The organism is uncultured Clostridium sp. (genome assembly GCF_934754925.1).
In the GTDB taxonomy this organism is placed as follows: domain Bacteria; phylum Bacillota; class Clostridia; order Clostridiales; family Clostridiaceae; genus Clostridium.
The window spans coordinates 1-19,509 of the sequence record NZ_CAKVJA010000034.1 but is presented as its reverse complement, the minus strand read 5'-3'; the positions used below and the strand labels follow the sequence as shown (position 1 = coordinate 19,509).

Below are 19,509 nucleotides of genomic sequence, written 5' to 3'. Positions count from 1 at the left end.
CTTAATAGAGTATCTATTAAGCTTTAAGGTGATTAATAAAAACTAGATTAACATTATTGAAGTTTATATAGAAAAAGACGAGGAGATTTGCTATGAAAAAACCTGTAATTGAGTTCGTGGATTTTACTTTTCAATACAGAGCTCAGGCAAAGCCAACATTAAATAATATAAATTTAACTATATATGAAGGAGAAAAGGTACTTATAGTAGGACCATCAGGTTCAGGAAAAAGTACTCTTTCAAATTGTATAAATGGACTTGTACCCTTTTCTAATGAAGGTGAAATTTCTGGTAGCTTAAAAGTTAAAGGAAAAGAAACTAAAGAAATGAGTATATTTGAATTATCAAATTCAGTAGGTACTGTACTTCAAGACCCAGATGGTCAGTTTATAGGATTAACAGTTGGTGAAGATATAGCTTTTAAATTAGAAAATGATTGTGTATCACAAAAAGAAATGAAAGAAAAAGTTAAAATTGTTTCTGAAATTGTAGGGATAGATACTCATTTAGACTCTGCACCGTATAGTTTATCAGGAGGCCAAAAGCAACGTGTAACATTAGCAGGTGTTATGGTTGGAGAAGTAGATATTCTTTTATTTGATGAACCTTTAGCAAGTTTAGATCCTGCAACAGGAAAAAGTGCTATTGAGTTAATAGATCAAATTCAAAAGAAAACTAACAAGACTATATTAATAATAGAACATAGATTAGAGGATGTATTACATTGTCCAGTAGATAGAATAATAGTTGTTGATAACGGTAGAATAGCAGCAGATATAAATCCAGCAGAGTTATTAAGTTCAAATTTGTTAATTGAAACAGGAATACGTGAGCCGTTATATATTACTGCATTAAAATATGCCGGCTGCGATATTAAACCAGAAATGCATCCAGAACATATTGATACACTAAATGTAGATAGTTGTAGGGAAAAGTTAAAAGAGTGGTATGAAGATACAATAGAAGATGAGCAGAAGGTAAATAATGAACCTATTCTTGAAATGAAGAATGTAAAATTCTCTTATGAATCTGGAAAGGAAATATTACATGGCGTTTCTTTTAAAGTTAATAAGGGGGAAATGGTTAGTATTGTAGGTAGAAATGGAGCCGGTAAATCAACTATTTCTAAGTTAATATGCGGATTTTATAAGCCAACGGAAGGGCAGATACTATTTAATGGTAGGGATCTAATTAATGATACTATTAAAGAGCGTGCTGAAAAAATAGGTATAGTAATGCAAAATCCAAACCAAATGATATCAAAGACTATGATTTTTGACGAAGTAGCTTTAGGGCTTAAAGTTAGAGGGGTTTCTGAAGAGGAAATTAAGAATAGAGTTTTTGAGACATTAAAGATATGCGGATTATATGAATTCCGTAATTGGCCAATTTCAGCATTAAGTTTTGGGCAAAAGAAACGTGTAACAATTGCATCAATATTGGTATTAAATCCTGAAATTATTATTTTAGATGAACCTACAGCTGGTCAGGACTTTAAACATTACACTGAAATTATGGAGTTCTTAAAAGAGTTAAATCAAAAAGGTGTAACAATAATAATGATAACTCACGATATGCATTTAATGCTTGAATATACTAATAGAGCAATTGTATTATCAAATGGATTAAAATTAGCTGATGATATAGCAGCTAATGTTCTTACAGATGAGGAAGTAATAAATAAAGCAAATTTAAAGGAAACATCACTATATGAATTAGCTATAAAAGCTAAGTTAGATAATCCAAGAATATTTGTTAAGAAATTTATTGATTATGATAGGAGGATTAGAAGTATATGAGCACGATGATTGGATATTCAGATATAGATTCACCTATTCATAGATTAACAGGGGCATCAAAGTTAATTGCCTTAATTATTTGGGCTTTAGCTTCGATGATTACATATGATACTCGTGTGCTTTTAGGAATGTTTGTTATAAGCATAATTGTGTTTAAAATTTCAAGGGTAGAATTTAAACAAATTTCATTTGTTCTTTACTTTATATTAATATTCTTATTATTAAATAATGTAGCTATATTCATATTTTCACCATATGAGGGTGTTCAAATATATGGAAGTAGAACAGATTTATTTAAGATTGCTGGTCCGTATACTATAACAAGTCAGCAATTATTTTATCAGTTTAATATAACTTTAAAGTATTTTTCAATAATACCTATGGCATTATTATTTATGGTTGCTACTAATCCAAGTGAATTTGCAGCATCATTAAATAAAATAGGCGTAAGTTATAAAATAGCATATTCAGTTTCGATAGCTTTAAGATATATACCTGATGTTCAGCGTGACTATCAAGATATATCATTTGCACAACAAGCTAGAGGAATAGATATGTCTAAAAAGGAAAAAATAACAAAAAGAATTAAAAACTCAGCTTCTATTTTAATGCCTCTAATATTCTCAAGTTTAGATAGAATAGAAACTATAAGTTCTGCTATGGAACTTAGAGCATTTGGAAGTAATAAAAAGCGTACTTGGTATAATGGAAGGCCATTTAAAAAAGGTGATTATATAGCTGTAGCTATAGTTAGTATTATATTAATAATTGCTATAATTGCAACAATAGTAAATGGTGGACGTTTCTATAATCCGTTTATTTAATAAAATAAATATAAGTTAGCATTATAAAAATTTATAGTGCTAACTTATTTTATATATAGATTAATCTATATATAAAATAAGCAACTTCCATCAATTACAAATATATTGTAATACTTTTGTAAATTAATTTCATTCTATATAGGTATAATATAAAGTATAGAAATATATAAGAAGTAGTTAGGGGAATTTGTAAATGGATAAATTAACTAAGGATAAAAATAGATGTAGTAGATTTAGAAAACATATAATAAAGAATAATTGCAAGGTAGTAGGTTTATTAATAATTACTATATTCTGTATAGGAGTCTTAGACGATAAAAATGTTATAGCTAATACAAATATAGATATAAACTATGGTGATTTTATGATAGACACTAGTAATTTTAATGATGATAATAATAAGAAAAGCTCTCAGGAAGGAGAAAATATTCACGCTGCTACAAATAAAGAAAATTTATTATATACATCTTATGAAAATGACTTATATGCAGATAATGCTAAAGATATAGAGAATATGCTTAATAAATGGAATTACTTAAGAGAGGATGGGAAAAAGATTGCATACTTAACTTTTGATGATGGACCCTCTACTGAAGTAACACAACAAATACTAGAAACCCTTAAAGTTAATAATGTCAAAGCTACCTTTTTTATACTAGGTAGTAATGTTGAAAAAAGTGATATACAAAAAGAATTGTTAAAGGAAATGGTTAACGAAGGACACGCTATTGGAAATCATGGATATTGTCATGATTACAGTATTTTATATCCAGGGAGAATTGCTAATCCAACAGTATTAGTAAATGATATGAAAAAATCTGAAGATGTAATGAAATCTGTTTTAGGAGATAACTTTACTACCAAGGTTATTAGATTGCCAGGAGGACATATGTCATGGAATACTAAAGCATTAGATCCTATTCTTGAAAGAAATGGATATTGCTATATAGATTGGAATGTTCTTAATGGAGATGCTGAAAGTAATGATAGAACAGTTGAACAGTTAGTAAATAGATTAAAAGGAACTGTGAATGATTTAGCTGGAAATGATGATGTTTTAGTTATATTAATGCATGATACAAATGCAAAGAAGACAACAGCACAATCGCTACAGCAAATTATAGATTACTTAAAGTCTTTAGGATATGAATTTAGAACATTAAAGTAGAGGAATTTATAAATACTGAATAAATAAGTGTGTTTATTCAGTATTTTATTTGTATACATTAGAAAATATAAATAGAGAGTATTGTTATAACTTTGAAAGGAATTTTATATGGAGAAAATATTAATAATTGAAGATGAAGATAGTATAAGAGGGTTTTTAAAAATAAATTTAAATAGGAATGGCTTTGAGGTTTTAGAAACGGATAATGGAGAAGAAGGGCTAAATATATTAGAATTACAAAATCCAGTACTTGTAATATTAGATGTTATGCTACCAGGTATGAATGGATTTGAAGTGTGCAAGAAGATTAGAGAGAAAAAAGATAAGATAGGTATTATAATGTTAACGGCTAAGGGCCAAGATATGGACAAAATAATGGGACTCGAATATGGAGCAGATGACTATATGGTGAAACCATTTAATCCAATGGAGTTATTGCTTAGAATAAAAGCTATATTAAGAAGGATTGGTGGGAATAAAGAAAATAATATTATAAGAAATGGAATATTTACTATAGATAGCTATGGGAAAAAGGTATTTAAAGGAGGTAAAGAGATTGACTTAACACCAAAAGAATATTCACTTATAAAACTATTTATAGAAAATCCTAATAAGGCTTTTTCAAGGGATGAATTATTAGACTTGGTTTGGGGAAAGGATTATTTTGCTGACTCTAAAATTATAGATGTGAACATAAGAAGACTTAGAAGCAAAATAGAAGATTCATCATCTAAGGAAGGATACATAGAAACTATATGGGGGCTTGGATATAGATGGAGAGGCGAAGTTTGTGAAAAGTATACGAAGTAAGTTATTGAGGAATTTTCTTATAGTAATAATATCAACAGTTCTAATATTAGACATATTAACTTTATTATGCTTAAGGGGATATTATTACAAGAATACTCAAGATACCTTAATTAATCAGTTAGAATCATCTATTAATTTTTATCAAAAATATTTTTCAAATAATGAATTAATGGAAAATATATATGATAATGTAGATGTTTTTTGGAACATGAAACAAGGACAAGTGGAAATATTAGATCCAAGTGGTGAGTTATTAATGGATTCATATGGTATAAGAGATTCTGAAATTTTAAGGACTCCTGATATATCAAAAGCCAAAAATGGTGAGGTTGGAGTGTGGATTGGAAAGGTAGATCGTTATAATGATAAGGTAATGATAGTTTCTAAGGAGATCACCTCGAAAATAAATCAAAATGATATGATAGGTATAGTTAGGATTATTTTTTCTTTAGAAGAAGTACATAAAATAATAGACATTTTTAGCGTACTATTTTTATTTATTTCTATAATAGTAATAGCTTTAGGAATAATAATGAGTTTAATAATAGCAAAAGATATAGTCTCTCCAATAAAGAAAATAACGGCAGTTGCAAAAGAGATGGCAAAGGGAAATTTAAATATTAGAAGTGATGTTGCTGACAATATTGAAATTGCTCAATTATCAAGGACATTGAATTATATGGGATGTGAAGTTGAAAAAAGGGAAAAGTTAAAAAATGAATTTATATCTTCAGTTTCACATGAATTAAGAACGCCATTAACATCAATTAAGGGGTGGGCTATAACTTTAAAGTATGACTGTAGTGATATGGATACAGTAGCTTTAGGACTTGATATTATTGAAAAAGAAAGTGATAGATTAACAGAGATGGTAGAAGAGTTATTAGATTTCTCTAAGCTTATAAATGGTGTTGTTTCTTTAAATATAAAAGAACATGATGTAAGAGATTTTGTTGAATATATTGAAAATTATATGAGGCCTAGAGCTGATAGAGAAGGAAAAAAATTTATTATAACGATAGATAAAAGTGTTACAAAAGGTTATTTTGATGAAAATAGAATTAAACAAGTTTTAAGTAATATTATAGACAATGCCTTTAAATTTACTGAAGAGAATGGAATAATAAGTTTAAACGCTGAAGCTGAAGAAAAATACTTGGTATTTATAGTAAGAGATAATGGAAGTGGAATAAGTAGTAAGGATTTACTAAGGGTAAAGGATAAATTTTATAAGGGGAAAAATAGTAAGTCGAGAAATGGGATAGGCTTATCTATATGTGATGAAATAATAACTTTGCATAGAGGAATTCTAGAGATTAAAAGTAATGAAGGTACAGGAACAGAAGTAACAATTAAGATTCCTTTAAATAAAGGAGAATTATAATATGAATAAGAAGCTTTTGATAATATTTTGCTTATCTATAATATTATTATTTTGTGGGTGTAAATCTAATATTGTAAAGGAGAAAGGTAGTAATATTTTTAATTTTACTGGAACTTGGAGAATTGATTCAGTCGAGCAATTAGGAGAAGAGGACGATAATGAAGAGGAAGATACTTATTTAGTTGGAGATAAAATAGAGTTAGATAATAGTAAAGTTAATATTGTAGGTAATTATAAAGAAAATATTCACTATAAATTAAGAGCAGTTGAAGGAAATTATATTCTTTCATATGAAAGCAACTTAACGATGAATGATTTTATGAATGGTAGAGAGAGGGTAGATTTAATATCTATTATTGATAAAAATCAGATAATAGGTGACTTCTTTTTAAACTCTGATACAGAGATGATATTACTATATAAAAGTAATTTAATTAAATTAAGTAAAGTAAATAATGTTGCTAATTTTAATGATATTAAAGATGACGATGGAATAATAAATATAACTAAAGAGGAAAAGGGCAATATAAAGGAAGGTGTTATGTTAGGAATTAAAACGCCTGGTAAAAGAATTGATGATGGAATATATAGCAATGATGAATATAGAACTATATGGATAGCTCATGATAATTGTGAAATAAGAAATATATATGAAAGACCTAGTATTATTTTTCCAAGGTTAAATGGAATATGGAAGTTAGAAGTAAATCAAAAGAGCATTAATAGTTTTGAATATGATGAATTTAAAGTAGGTAAATATGATGAAAAATTAAAAAGTGATATGGCTGAAAATATAATTTTAGATAAAAATGAATATAAAACTATAAAATTTGTTGGAAATGATTATATTGCTATAGGAAAATATCAAGGGGATTCCTTTGAAGGAAATTATCCAATTTATCAAATAATACCTGTAAATAATATTAATATTGAAAATGGATTACAAGCAGATGAAATATTTATTGGAAATGAAAAAGAAAAGTATTTAGAAGAGCTACAAAATGAAATTAATAGTTTATCTAAAGAACAAATAGATAATCTAAATATTTCGTCTATAAATTATAACAACTTGGCTATTGAACGAGGATTAGGTAAATGGAGATTTGTTTTTAATTTATTACCTAAGAATATGAATGAATCAGGACAAAGTTTTAAACTATCAATTTTACCAGATAGTAGATTTATAAATTACAACTCTCTTTATATATCATGGAGATCATTAAAACAGCAGTTGGGTTTTTTTAAAGATGCATTTACATCACCATTAGGTAAGATTATATTAATTCAATTTGATACTTATATAGCTGTTTATAAAATAGAAAATGAAAATTTAATAACAGAACCATTAGTAACTGTACCTATAAATGAAAATGATGAAGTAATAATGTCAGAATGGTGTAGTGGTGGTTATGTAGAGCAGTGGGAAAGAGCTTTTATTGGTGGAGAGTTAATAGTAGGAGAGCAGAAGTAGTTAAAGAAATAAGTAACTATAAAAACAATATATTACAAAATGAGAAAAAATTTTTAATAAACTTTATAAAAGTATTGTAAAAAAATATATATGTGTTATAATTAAAATACAAGTCAAGTTAATTGACTATTTACAAGATTTAAAGTAGATTAATAAAATTTCTCCTATTCAAGAGATATGTTATTAACCATGATAAATCTTAAGAAAATGGAGGAATTTATAATGGCAGATAAGACTATTGTATGCAGAGACTGCGGAAAAGAATTTTTATTCACAGAAGGAGAGCAAGCTTTCTACAAAGAAAAAGGATTCGATAACGAACCAGTAAGATGTGTTGAATGTAGAAGAGCAAGAAAAGCTCAACAAAACAACAGAAAGTAATTAAAATTATGAGATTGTAAGAAATTTTCTTACAATCTTTTTTATTGCGTAAAAATAAATTTTAGATTATATCTATAAATACATGAGTAAAAATATATATGTAGTTTACTATAAATTAATAACTATATTGAAAAAAAATGCTATATAAATTATAACAAATATGGTAAAATAATAAAGTTAGGATAGGTGGTAAACAAAAGGGGGCAATAAAGGTGAGTAAAGATAAAAAAAGATATTCCTTAAGAAGTAAAATAATAATTTCAGCTATATGTATGATGCTTGCTATTATTGTTGGATGTGCTGTAGGGTATTATAGTTATATAAAGAGTAAAATATATACTAAATCGAATGAACTGGAGATTAAAACTATAGAGAAAAAAAGTGAAGATGATGTCGATTATAAAGAAGTAGAGGGTATTACTAATGTATTATTAGTGGGTACTGATGGTAGAGACTTGAAGGAAAGTGCAAGAGCGGACTCTATTATAATCGCTACTTTAGATAATAATAATAAGGAAATAAGATTAACATCATTATTTAGGGATACCTTAGTTGATATTGAGGGATATGGTCCATATAAATTAAATGCAGCAATGGCTTTTGGTGGAATAGAGTTGTTGAAAGATACAATACAGAAAACATATGATATAAGTATAGATAAGTATATAATAATAAACTTTTGGGGATTTGAAGCTATAATTGATCAAATAGGTGGACTAGAAATTGATGTTAAAGAATATCAGTTGGATGAATTAAATAAGTATATAGGTGAATCTACTGGAGGAAATGATTGCCCAGTTACAGAGCCTGGATTACAATTACTAAATGGAAAGCAGGCTTTATCTTATGCTAGAATAAGAAAAGGCGTTGGAGATGAATTTGAAAGAACTGAAAGGCAAAGAGAGGTATTATTTAAGGTTGCTGCAAAATTAAGGGAGACAAAGCCTACAAAGTATTTAGGTATAGTAAATAGTATGCTTGATTATATAAATACAAATATAGAACTCTTAGATGCTTTAAATATGGCATATACAATTTATAAATTTCCTACTTTAGAAACAAAACAAATTCATATACCCCTTACAGAGTTAGCTGATGATATGAATTATGGTGGAGAAGTTGGATGGGTATTTATAATGGATAGGAAACAAAATACAGAGGTTTTACATGATTTCGTATTTTATGGTATAGAACCTGATGAAAGTAAATTTGATTATGACTGTTTAAGAAAAGCACTTAATGAATACAGAACTGGTGAATGGATGAGTGATTCTATCAGTGAAGATCTAAAATGTGGTATTAGTGATGAAATAGAGGATAATCAGAATGATGAAGAATATATTTATGATGAGTGGGATTAAACAAGTATTATAAATTTAAATGAATATAAATAGTATAAGTAAGTTATTTTAGTTATAGATAAGAAGGATTAATGATATAACCATAAAGAAGAGTTAATTTATAAATAAAATATTCTTTTTGGTGATATCATTAAAATTTCTATTCTATTACCTAAGATTAAAAAACAAAAAAAGTAAAAATATTTTTATAGATATAAGAATAAATTTATTATAAAATTATAATAAGCATATCGTCGGTAACGATTCCATGAGTATGCTTAAATAAAATGGTCTTAAATGAATGGGAGATGAAAAAATGGGTAGAGAACTAATATTTAATGATGAATTCGAGAAATTATATAATTATGATGGAGAGCTAGGAGTAGTTTATTCAAAAGATAAAAGTAAATTTATTTTATGGGCGCCAACAGCAGATAATGTTGATTTACTATTATATGGGGATGATGGATATAACTATAATTGTAAACCAATTCAAACCTATAATATGAATAAAGGTATTAATGGGACTTGGATAATAGAGATTAATAAAGATTTAAATGGACAATATTATAATTATTTAGTTACTATAGATGGGAAAGTTAATGAGGTTGTTGATCCATATGCTAAAGCAGTAGGGGTTAATGGTAAACGTGGAATGGTAATTGATTTAGATACTACTAATCCGGAAGGGTGGGAGGAAGATAAAAAGCCAGAGTTAAAGTCTCCTACAGATTCTATAATATATGAGGCACATGTAAGAGATTTAACTATAGATGAGACTTCCGGTATAAAAGAAGAATTTAAAGGTAAATTTAAGGGGCTTACAGAGAGTAATAGCTGTATTCCTGGAACTAACATCAAGACTGTAGTAAATCATATAAAGGACATGGGATTTACACATATTCACTTATTACCTTCTTTTGACTATGGCTCAGTAGACGAAACAAAACTTGATGAACCTCAATTTAACTGGGGATATGATCCTGAAAATTATAATGTTCCTGAAGGATCTTACTCAACGAATCCTTATTTAGGTGATGTTAGAATAAGAGAATTTAAAGAGATGGTGAAGGCACTACATCAGTCAGGAATAAGAGTAGTTATGGATGTTGTTTATAATCATACCTTCAATTTAGATTCATGTTTAAATAAAGCTGTTCCTAAATATTATTATAGACAAGATGAAGAAGGTAATTATAGTGATGCTTCAGCTTGTGGTAATGAAACGGCATCTGATAGATATATGTTTAGAAGATATATGATAGATTCAGTAGTATATTGGGCCAAGGAATATCATGTTGATGGATTTAGATTTGATTTAATGGGAATACATGATATAGAAACTATGAAGCTAATAAGAGAAGAGTTAAATAAAATAGATCCTACTATAATTATGTATGGTGAAGGATGGATGGGAGGACCGAGTCCTTTAAAAGAGGGTGGTGCAGCATTAAAGAAAAATACCCATAAATTTGGTGATTTACAAATAGCAGCATTTAGCGATGATTGTAGAGATGGAGTTAAAGGACATGTTTTCTATGAAGAAGAGGCTGGTTTTGCAAATGGAAAAGATGGACTTGAGGAAACAATAAAGTTTGCTGTTGTTGCATCAACACCACATGAGCAAATTGATAAAACTAATATAGTATATTCAGAAGAGTTTTGGGCTAATGAACCTTATCAAACAGTAACTTATGCATCTGCACATGATAATTACACTTTATGGGACAAACTACAGATAGTATCACCAGAATCTAGTAAAGAGGAATTAATAAAAATTAATAAATTAATAGCTGGAATAATATTAACTTCACAAGGAATAAGTTTTGTGCATGCTGGAGAAGAAATGGCAAGAACTAAAGTTGATGAGCATGGTAAATTAGTAGAAAACAGTTTTTCTTCTTCTGATAAGGTTAATAAAATTTGTTGGGATAGAAAAATCGAATATAAGGATTTAGTTGAATATTATAAGGGATTAATTTCATTAAGAAAAGAATATAAATCATTTAGAATGAATAGCAATAAAGATATACAAAAAAATATTCATTTCTTAGAAAAGGGAAAAGATTTTGAATCTGATAATTTAGTTGCATATATAATAGATTCTAAGAATATAGATGATAAGTGTTCTAAAATAGCAGTTATAATAAATGCAAGTGAGACAGAGGAAGTAGTAAAACTTAGTGAAGAAAATTGGGGAGTATTTGTTAATGATAAAAGAGCAGGAAAAGATCTTATCGAAAAAGTTAATAGTGGTATAGTAAATATTTCTGCAAAATCAATAAAGGTACTAATAAAATAATAAACTAAAAATATAAGCAATATAAAAAAAGTATGGAATGTAACTTATATAAATTAAATAGTTACATTCTATATTATATTTAAATTAATAAAAAGGGGTGAGCTTTATGGGAATGAATATGATAGTTTATCAAATAGTTAATGAATTTAAAAGGTTAGATGAAGTGGTTGCAATAACTTTAGCTGGATCATGTGCAAGTGGGAGAAAGGATAATTATTCAGATATTGATATAGATATAATTACAGAAAGAGATATACCAGTTGAAAAAAGAGAAAGTATTGCAAAAAAATTTTCAGACTTAATGGAAATAAATAATACCTTTTGGGGTCCATCTGATGAATTTGTATTAAGAAATTCATCAATACAAGTTGATATAGCTTATTTTGATTTTAAATGGTTAAAAGAGAAATTAGAAAATATTTTAGAAAATCATATAGCATCTATTGGATATACAACTTGTTTTTGGAATAATGTAATTAATTCATTAGTAGTTTTTGATAAAAATAATAAATTCAATGATCTTAAAGAAAAGTATACTATAGAGTATCCAGAGGAGCTCAAAAGAAATATAGTTAACAAAAATTATCCCATATTAAAAAAGAACTTCTCAGCATATTATAATCAAGTAGAGAAGGCTATAAATAGAAAAGATATAGTGAATTTAAATAACAGAATAACAGCATTTTTAGATAGTTATTTTGATATTATATTTGCTATAAATGAAATTCCACATCCGGGAGAGAAAAGGCTTTTAAGTATAATTAATACTATGTGTGAAAAACTACCTAAAAATTCAGTAAAAGATATTGAGAAGTTAATTAAAGATATTTCAAATTGTGATTTTACAATATTAGAGGATATTGATGAGATTGTTAATCAATTAGATGTAATTCTTAAGAATGAAAGTTTGATAAGTTGCAGTGATAATGTTTACGGTAGTGATGATCATTGTTATAATTAATATGGTGTATAAAAATATTATATAGGTGTATTAATGGAGGGGATAACAATGAGAATACAAAGAGATAAACTATTAAACAAAGTTAATGGTAAAGAAATTTATATTTATACATTAGCTAATAAGGATACAACTATAAAAATTACAAACTATGGAGGTATTATATTATCACTATTTACAAGCGATAAATTCGGAAAACAAGATGATATTGTTTTGGGATATGATAATTTTGAAGATTATAAGACTACTACAACATATTTTGGTGCTGTTATTGGACGCTGTGCTAATAGAATTGGAAAAGCTGAAATTGAAGTAGATGGAGTAAGATATAACCTTGCAAAAAATGATGGTAATAATCATCTTCATGGTGGAGTTAATGGATTTAATACAGTAGTATGGGATTCAGAGATTTTAGCAGATGAAGATGGAGAGTACTTAAAGTTATCATATTTAAGTAAAGATGGTGAAGAGAATTATCCAGGAAATTTACAAGTTATAGTAGAGTACAAACTAACAAATAAAAATGAGTTAGTTATTAATTACTATGGTAAATCTGACAAAAGTACAGTTTTAAATTTGACCAATCATTCATATTTTAACTTAAAAGGACATGATTCTGGAGATATATTAGATCACAAAGTTAGAATTCATTCAAAAAATATAACTGCAACAGATTCTGAAAGTATACCAACTGGTGAAATAAGAAGTGTAATAGGAACACCAATGGATTTTAGTAAGTTAAAATATATTGGATTGGATATAGAAAAAGAATATGATCAATTAATTAATGGAAAAGGATATGATCATAATTGGATTGTTGATGATTATACAGGCGAGTTAAAGAAGGTTGCAGAAGTTGTAGAGGAAAAGAGTGGAAGAACGCTAGAAGTATTTACCACAAAGCCTGGAATACAATTCTATACAGGTAACTTTTTAAATGAAAATGAAATTGGAAAGGGTGGAGTAAGATATAAGAAGAGACAAGGCTTATGCCTTGAAACACAATACTTTCCAGATAGTTTACATCATTCGGGATTTTCTAATGTTATATTAGAAGCTGGACAAGAGTATAATCATACTACTATTTATAAAATGGGAATTATAAAAGAATAGTAAATGAAAAATGACTAAGAGAGGTTTTACTCCTTAGTCATTTTTTTGCAATTTTTACAATAACCATATATTTCTAATCGGTGTTCGGTCACATCAAAATCCATATCATCTCTAAGATGTTTTTCATAAATACATAGAGGACAATCAGTTATAGGAAACACTTCTCTGCATTGTTTACAAATTAAGTGATGTCTATGTTCGGAAGTATTCATTTCATATGAAGTTTTATTATCGTCACCTAAAATACATTTAGAAATTACATTTTTATTAGAGAGAGAATCTAATATTTTATAAATTGATGACAAATTTATAGAAATTGAGTTTTCTTTTAATTTTGAATAAATTTCTTCAGCACTAAGAGGCTGTGTACTTTCAGATAATATCTGAAGTACAGAAGTTCTGTGTTTAGTTACTTTCAATCCTTTTGATTTAAGTATATCACTAAAGTTGATTTCATTATCCAATTTATTACCTCCAGGCATTATTTATTTATATTATACAAATTTACGCCTAATAATTAAAGTGATAAAGAATATTACTGATGAAACAAGAACAATTGTTGCACCTGTAACTGTATTTAAATAATAGGAAATTATTAATCCTGTAATACCAGAGAATATAGCAATTAATACTGAAAATAAATGATATTGGCGAACATTTTTAGAAATATTACGAGCTGCAGCAGCAGGTAAAACTAAAAGGGAATTTATTATTAATAAACCTACCCATCTTACTGTTAAAGTAACTATAACAGCTATAGTGCAAGTAAATATAATTTCTATTAATAATGTGTTCATTCCACGGCTATTTGCAAGAGAGGGATTTAAACTTGTTATAAGTAATTTATTAAATATTAAAGCCCAAAGTATGATAACCACAATGAATACAACAAATAGTAAAATAATCTCCTTTTGAGTTATGCTAAGTAAATCTCCTACTAAGTACGATGAAAATTTATTTAAGCTACTAGAAAAACTCATAAGTACTAAACCTAAGGCTATTGCAGTAGATGAGAAAACACCTATTATTGTATCAGTAGATGAAGTTCCTTTATTTTTTATGATTGTTATAGATACTGCAAAGCAAATTGAAAACAACGTTGCTCCCCACATTGGATCAAGACCACCTAAAAGAATTCCAATAGCTATTCCTGTAAAAGCTCCATGACCTAAAGAATCAGCAAAGAAAGACATCTTATTGCTAACAACCATAGTACTTAAAATTCCGAAAAGAGGAGTAACTATTAAAATAGCTAAAAAAGCATTTTTCATAAAATCAAAGGATAGCCATTGGAATGGCAGTATTAAATGAATAAAATTATATATAGAATCAAACATATCTTAAATGCCTCCTGTTTTAGATGAGTCTTCGTTAGAATGATTTAATGATAATCCAAATATTTTTTGTGTAGCAGGGTTGTTAAAAACTTGTTTTGGAGTACCGGAACAAACTATTGTACCATTTACAAGTGCTACACGATCAGAATATTTATAAACTAAATCTAAATCATGAGAGACTAAGATAATTGATAAATCATAATTTTTTTTGATATCCATAAGTATTTCATAAAACAATTCTAATCCGTTTTGATCCACTCCTGATACAGGTTCGTCTAATAGTAATATATTAGGAATTGGATCAAGTGCTAATGCAAGTAAAACTCTTTGTAGTTCCCCACCAGATAAAGCTCCAAGACGTCTATCTATTAAATGAGGAACTTTTACTCTTTTCAGACTTTCTAAGACATCTTCACGAATTTTCTTTCTAGGTTTTAACCATGAAGGCATTGAAGTCTTACAACAGACAAATAAATCAAGTACACTAATAGGAGTGTCTTTATCGAAGGTTAAATATTGAGGAACATACCCAATTATAGGTTGATGATATTTATCATCATTTTGACCAATAAAACTTAAGTTCCCAGAATGCTTAACTTCTCCAAGTAAGGCCTTAAGTAGTGTGCTTTTACCAGCACCATTTGGCCCAATTATAGATGTAAGTTCTCCACAATGAATGTGGAGATTTACATCTTTAAGTATTTTATTATTACCAATAGTGACAGAAAAGTTTTCTATTTTTGTGCAACAAAAGTTATTACAACTATTATTTTTATTAAAGTTAGCCTTTTTTATCATTTTAACGCCTCTTTTAATACATCAAGATTTTTTTTCATTTTATTTATATAGTCATCATAAGCATTAGGAGTAGAATCCCCTGTTACTATAGGATCTAATTCATAGACTGTAGCACCAGTTTCAACAGCGATAGTTTCTGCAACCTTAGAAGAGTATTGAGGTTCGGTAAATAAAGCTTTGATATTTTTTTCTTTTACAGTATTAATTATATTTTCAATTTCTTTTGCTGATGGTTCAGAATCAGGTTCTATTTCAATAACACCAGCTATGTTTAAGTTGAATTCTTCAGCAAAGTAAGGAAATGCTTCATGGAACGTGATAATGTCCCTATTTGGTAAATTATCTAGTTCTTCATGCATTTCACTTTTTAAATCTTCTAATTTAGCAATATAAGTATTAGCATTTGCTTCATAAGAAGCTTTATTTTCAGGATCTAAGTTTTCAAGTTGAGAAGAAATATTTTTAACCTCTTCTATATTACCAGTTACGCTAACCCATACATGAGCATTATACTCATGATCATGATCGTGTTCATCATGATCGTGTTCATCGTGATCGTGTTCATCATGATCGTGTTCATCGTGATCATGACTATGGGTATCGTCTTCTAAGAGATCAAGACCTTCCGTTGCATTAATTATTTTAAGATTAGGGTATTGTGAAATTATACTATCTAGGAAAGATTCCATTCCAGCACCATTTACAACTAGAATATCAGCATTTTCTAATGTTTTTAGATCTTGAGGGGTAAGCTGATAATCATGAAGACAACCTGTTTGAGATTTAGTCATGTTTGTAACATTAACGTTTGGGATATCTTTTGTAATATTAATTGTTGATATGTATAGTGGATAAAAAGAAGTTACTATATTTAAAGTATCATCATCGGTAATTACATTTGAATCTGAATTATTATTACATCCTATGAACAATAAAGATGTTGAAATAAGTAATATTAGTAATTTTGTAAATTTGAATTTCATAACTTGTCCTCCTAAAGTCAAATGATAATAATTTGCAATTATAATAGATATTATACCACTTTTAAAAAAAAAGTAAATTAAAAAGTTTCTTCTTATTTTTAATGAATATTATATATATCGACAACCAAATATAAAAAATATATTTCATATAGATAATAAAAAGTAAAAAATATGTGGAAAAGTAATTAAATATGAACGAAAAAATAAAAAAAATAAAAAATGTTCGTAAAAACTATTGGCTTTTTAAAAATTTCTGATATTATATAAAAGTAAACTCGTTACTTAGGTGAGGAGTTAGTAGATTTAAATTACAAGAGATAAAAAGGAGATTGTATTAATGAATAGTTTTTTAGATAATTTCTTTAAACTTAAAGAAAATAATACAAATGTTAAAACAGAACTTATAGCTGGGATTACTACATTTATGACTATGGCATATATATTAATAGTAAATCCTTCGATTTTATCAGCTGCAGGAATGGATTCAGGAGCTGTATTTACAGCAACTGCAGTATCAGCAATAATTGCAACATTAATAATGGGGTTATATGCTAAATTACCTTTTGCCCAAGCTCCGGGTATGGGATTAAATGCATTCTTTGCATATACTGTAGTTTTATCAATGGGATATTCATATCAATTTGCATTAACTGCAGTTTTATTAGAAGGATTAATATTTGTGTTATTAACAGTGTTTAATATAAGGGAAGCTATTGTTGATTCAATTCCAATAAATATTAAACGAGCTATTTCTGTTGGAATAGGACTATTTATAGCATTACTTGGTCTTGAAGGAGCTGGAATAGTTGTTCACCCAGCAGATGGAGGAACAATAGTAGCATTAGGGAATATTACATCAGGTGCAGGGCTTTTGGCAATAATAGGAATAGTTATTACAGGTATATTAGTAGCAAGAAAAGTTAAAGGTGCTTTATTCTTAGGGATGATACTAACAGCAGCAATAGGAATACCAATGGGAGTAATAGATATTCCGCATAAAATATTTAGTATGCCACCATCAATTAGTTCAACATTTATGCAATTTGAATGGCATAATATATTCTCATGGGATATGGTAATAGTATTATTTACATTATTATTTATGGATATGTTTGACACCATAGGAACTTTAGTAGGTGTAGCGACAAAGGCAAACATGTTAGATAAAGATGGTAAGGTGCCAAATATTAAAAAAGCTCTTTTAGCAGATGCAGTAGGAACTACAGTAGGTGCATGCCTTGGAACGAGTACAGTTAGTACTTTTGTTGAAAGTGCTTCAGGTGTAGCAGAAGGTGGAAGAACTGGATTAACAGCAGTATCTACAGCATTTATGTTTTTCTTAGCATTATTCTTATCACCTATATTTGGAGTAATTACTTCAGCAGTTACAGCTTCAGTTTTAGTTATTGTAGGATTATTTATGATTGAGAATATAAAGGAATTAAACTTAGAAGATTATACAGAAGCAATTCCAGCATTCTTAACAATAATAATGATGCCATTTTCATATTCAATATCAGATGGTATAGTATTTGGTGTTGTATCATACATACTATTAAAATTATTTACTGGTAAATGGAAAGAAATCGGTTGGGGAACAGTAGCAGTTGGAATAGTATTTATATTAAAATTTGTATTTATATAAGTTTTAGAAAAGTTCACTTTGATAGAAATATCAAGGTGAACTTTTATTTTTTAACAATTTTTTTAATTTTAAAACATAGTATAATAGGAATGTTAAAATTTCTTTATTATAGTTAACAACGTATCTAAGGATGATGACAATGTACTTATATCTTCTTCATTTAAAGGAGCAAGTTTTTCTTTTATTACTTCTTTAATATATTCTTGACCACTCCTTAAGAATTCAAGAGCTTTGGGTGTAGTTTGTATTAAGATAACTCTCCTATCCGTAGGATCATAATCTCTAGTAACTAGTCCTTCTTCTACTAATTTATCAATTACAGGTGTCATATTAGGCTTAGAGATACAAAGTTCTTTTGCCATTTTAGAAATAGAAATAGGTCCATTATGAATTAAATAAAATAATACCTTTATATGTGAATGTGGAATATTAAATTTTTTTGTAAGAGCATTAGGATTAAAAATATGCTTATTGAGAGAGAATAATAATAAATATAAATTATCTGATATATCATTTAAATTTAAAGTAGTCATGTTAACCTCCTTACAATAATAATCGATAATATTATAATCTATTAAAAAATAGTTTACAATATGTAGTTATAAAAATATAATTATTATAAAAAAATAACATTTTGTATTGACAGAAAATAGTTATAAAAATATAATTATTATAAAAATAGAAATATATTAAATTAAAATAAGGAGAGGAGAGCTTATGCGTAATTTATTAAAACACTTAAAGCCTTTTGTTGGTTCAATGATAATTGCCATAGCATTTTTATTTGTTCAAGCTATATGTGATTTGTCATTACCAGACTATATGTCTAATATAGTTAATGTGGGAATACAACAAGGCGGAGTAGAAAATGCTGTTCCTAAAGTTATTAAATCATCAGAAATGGAAAAGTTATTTATTTTCATGAAAGATGATGAAAAAAAAGTTGTAGAGGAGAATTATACTTTATTAGATAAAAATAATCTTAATCAAGATGAGTATAATAAGTATTTAAAAGATTATCCTGAATTAAAAAATGAAAGTATCTATAAGCTAGATACTAAGAAAGAAGAAAATTTAGACAAGTTAAATGATATATTTGGAAAACCAATGCTTATTGTTTCAATGTTGGAATTACAAGGAGTGAGTGCGGTTCCAGGTATTGATAATACAGTTCCTCAAGGTGTTGACTTATCTAC

The 19,509-nt window shown here is 27.7% G+C and carries 17 protein-coding genes and 1 pseudogene; 13 read left to right on the top strand and 5 right to left on the bottom strand.

All coding sequences use genetic code 11. The features are described 5' to 3' along the window. Positions 1–92 precede the first annotated feature (92 nt). The 11 genes from Q0G30_RS10600 (at position 93) to Q0G30_RS10550 (ending at position 13,550) form a co-directional block, all read left to right on the top strand. Positions 93–1,799: an ABC transporter ATP-binding protein gene (locus Q0G30_RS10600; RefSeq protein ID WP_294389588.1), complete on the top strand. Its 1,707-nt coding sequence runs from the start codon at positions 93–95 to the stop codon at positions 1,797–1,799. Continuing rightward, positions 1,796–2,623, top strand: a complete 828-nt coding sequence (locus tag Q0G30_RS10595; protein WP_294130340.1) for an energy-coupling factor transporter transmembrane component T — start codon at positions 1,796–1,798, stop codon at positions 2,621–2,623. Before Q0G30_RS10600 ends, Q0G30_RS10595 begins: the two co-directional genes overlap by 4 nt. A gap of 193 nt (positions 2,624–2,816) precedes the next feature. Then, a complete protein-coding gene (locus Q0G30_RS10590; protein ID WP_294389585.1) occupies positions 2,817–3,791 on the top strand; it encodes a polysaccharide deacetylase family protein in 975 nt (324 codons plus the stop codon). Positions 3,792–3,899: 108 nt separating this feature from the next. After that, on the top strand, positions 3,900–4,601 hold the full coding sequence (locus Q0G30_RS10585) for a response regulator transcription factor (RefSeq protein WP_294389583.1): 702 nt from the start codon (positions 3,900–3,902) through the stop codon (positions 4,599–4,601). Beyond that, positions 4,582–5,985 carry an ATP-binding protein gene (locus Q0G30_RS10580; RefSeq protein ID WP_294389581.1) on the top strand — a complete coding sequence of 468 codons (1,404 nt, stop codon included), beginning with the start codon at positions 4,582–4,584 and terminating at the stop codon, positions 5,983–5,985. Before Q0G30_RS10585 ends, Q0G30_RS10580 begins: the two co-directional genes overlap by 20 nt. A 1-nt stretch (position 5,986) precedes the next feature. Then, positions 5,987–7,456, top strand: a complete 1,470-nt coding sequence (locus Q0G30_RS10575) for a hypothetical protein (protein ID WP_294389578.1) — start codon at positions 5,987–5,989, stop codon at positions 7,454–7,456. Positions 7,457–7,678: 222 nt separating this feature from the next. After that, positions 7,679–7,837: a zinc-ribbon domain-containing protein gene (locus Q0G30_RS10570; protein WP_042394571.1), complete on the top strand. Its 159-nt coding sequence runs from the start codon at positions 7,679–7,681 to the stop codon at positions 7,835–7,837. A gap of 212 nt (positions 7,838–8,049) precedes the next feature. Beyond that, positions 8,050–9,198, top strand: coding sequence for an LCP family protein (locus Q0G30_RS10565; protein WP_294389574.1), 1,149 nt, complete (start codon positions 8,050–8,052; stop codon positions 9,196–9,198). 295 nt (positions 9,199–9,493) lie between these two features. Further along, complete coding sequence (gene pulA / locus Q0G30_RS10560) at positions 9,494–11,479, top strand: type I pullulanase (RefSeq protein WP_294389572.1); 1,986 nt, start codon at positions 9,494–9,496, stop codon at positions 11,477–11,479. A gap of 106 nt (positions 11,480–11,585) precedes the next feature. Then, positions 11,586–12,440, top strand: coding sequence for a nucleotidyltransferase domain-containing protein (locus Q0G30_RS10555; protein WP_294130360.1), 855 nt, complete (start codon positions 11,586–11,588; stop codon positions 12,438–12,440). A gap of 48 nt (positions 12,441–12,488) precedes the next feature. Further along, a complete protein-coding gene (locus tag Q0G30_RS10550; RefSeq protein ID WP_294389569.1) occupies positions 12,489–13,550 on the top strand; it encodes an aldose epimerase family protein in 1,062 nt (353 codons plus the stop codon). Between the two features lie 26 nt (positions 13,551–13,576). Here Q0G30_RS10550 and Q0G30_RS10545 read toward each other — a convergent pair whose 3' ends face one another. From Q0G30_RS10545 to Q0G30_RS10530, 4 genes are read right to left on the bottom strand one after another with little or no spacing between them, the layout of a single operon-like run. After that, complete coding sequence (locus Q0G30_RS10545; RefSeq protein ID WP_294130368.1) at positions 13,577–14,014, bottom strand: Fur family transcriptional regulator; 438 nt, start codon at positions 14,012–14,014, stop codon at positions 13,577–13,579. A gap of 30 nt (positions 14,015–14,044) precedes the next feature. Next, entirely contained in the window at positions 14,045–14,887 is an 843-nt protein-coding gene (locus Q0G30_RS10540) for a metal ABC transporter permease (RefSeq protein ID WP_294389566.1), read from the bottom strand. 3 nt (positions 14,888–14,890) lie between these two features. Next, on the bottom strand, positions 14,891–15,685 hold the full coding sequence (locus Q0G30_RS10535) for a metal ABC transporter ATP-binding protein (protein WP_294389563.1): 795 nt from the start codon (positions 15,683–15,685) through the stop codon (positions 14,891–14,893). After that, positions 15,682–16,668 (bottom strand): metal ABC transporter substrate-binding protein, encoded by a 987-nt coding sequence (locus tag Q0G30_RS10530; RefSeq protein ID WP_294389560.1) that lies wholly within the window; start codon positions 16,666–16,668, stop codon positions 15,682–15,684. The genes Q0G30_RS10535 and Q0G30_RS10530 overlap by 4 nt, the downstream gene beginning before the upstream one ends. Before the next feature lie 337 nt (positions 16,669–17,005). Between Q0G30_RS10530 and Q0G30_RS10525 the strand changes: the two genes are divergently transcribed. Further along, positions 17,006–18,313 carry an NCS2 family permease gene (locus Q0G30_RS10525; protein ID WP_294389558.1) on the top strand — a complete coding sequence of 436 codons (1,308 nt, stop codon included), beginning with the start codon at positions 17,006–17,008 and terminating at the stop codon, positions 18,311–18,313. Positions 18,314–18,405: 92 nt separating this feature from the next. Here the strand turns inward: Q0G30_RS10525 and Q0G30_RS10520 are convergent, their stop codons facing one another. Next, positions 18,406–18,846: a MarR family transcriptional regulator gene (locus tag Q0G30_RS10520; RefSeq protein ID WP_294389556.1), complete on the bottom strand. Its 441-nt coding sequence runs from the start codon at positions 18,844–18,846 to the stop codon at positions 18,406–18,408. Positions 18,847–19,030: 184 nt separating this feature from the next. On the opposite strand from Q0G30_RS10520, the pseudogene Q0G30_RS10515 reads away from it, so the two are divergent. Continuing rightward, positions 19,031–19,509 (top strand): annotated as a pseudogene (locus Q0G30_RS10515) (ABC transporter ATP-binding protein); the annotation flags it as partial.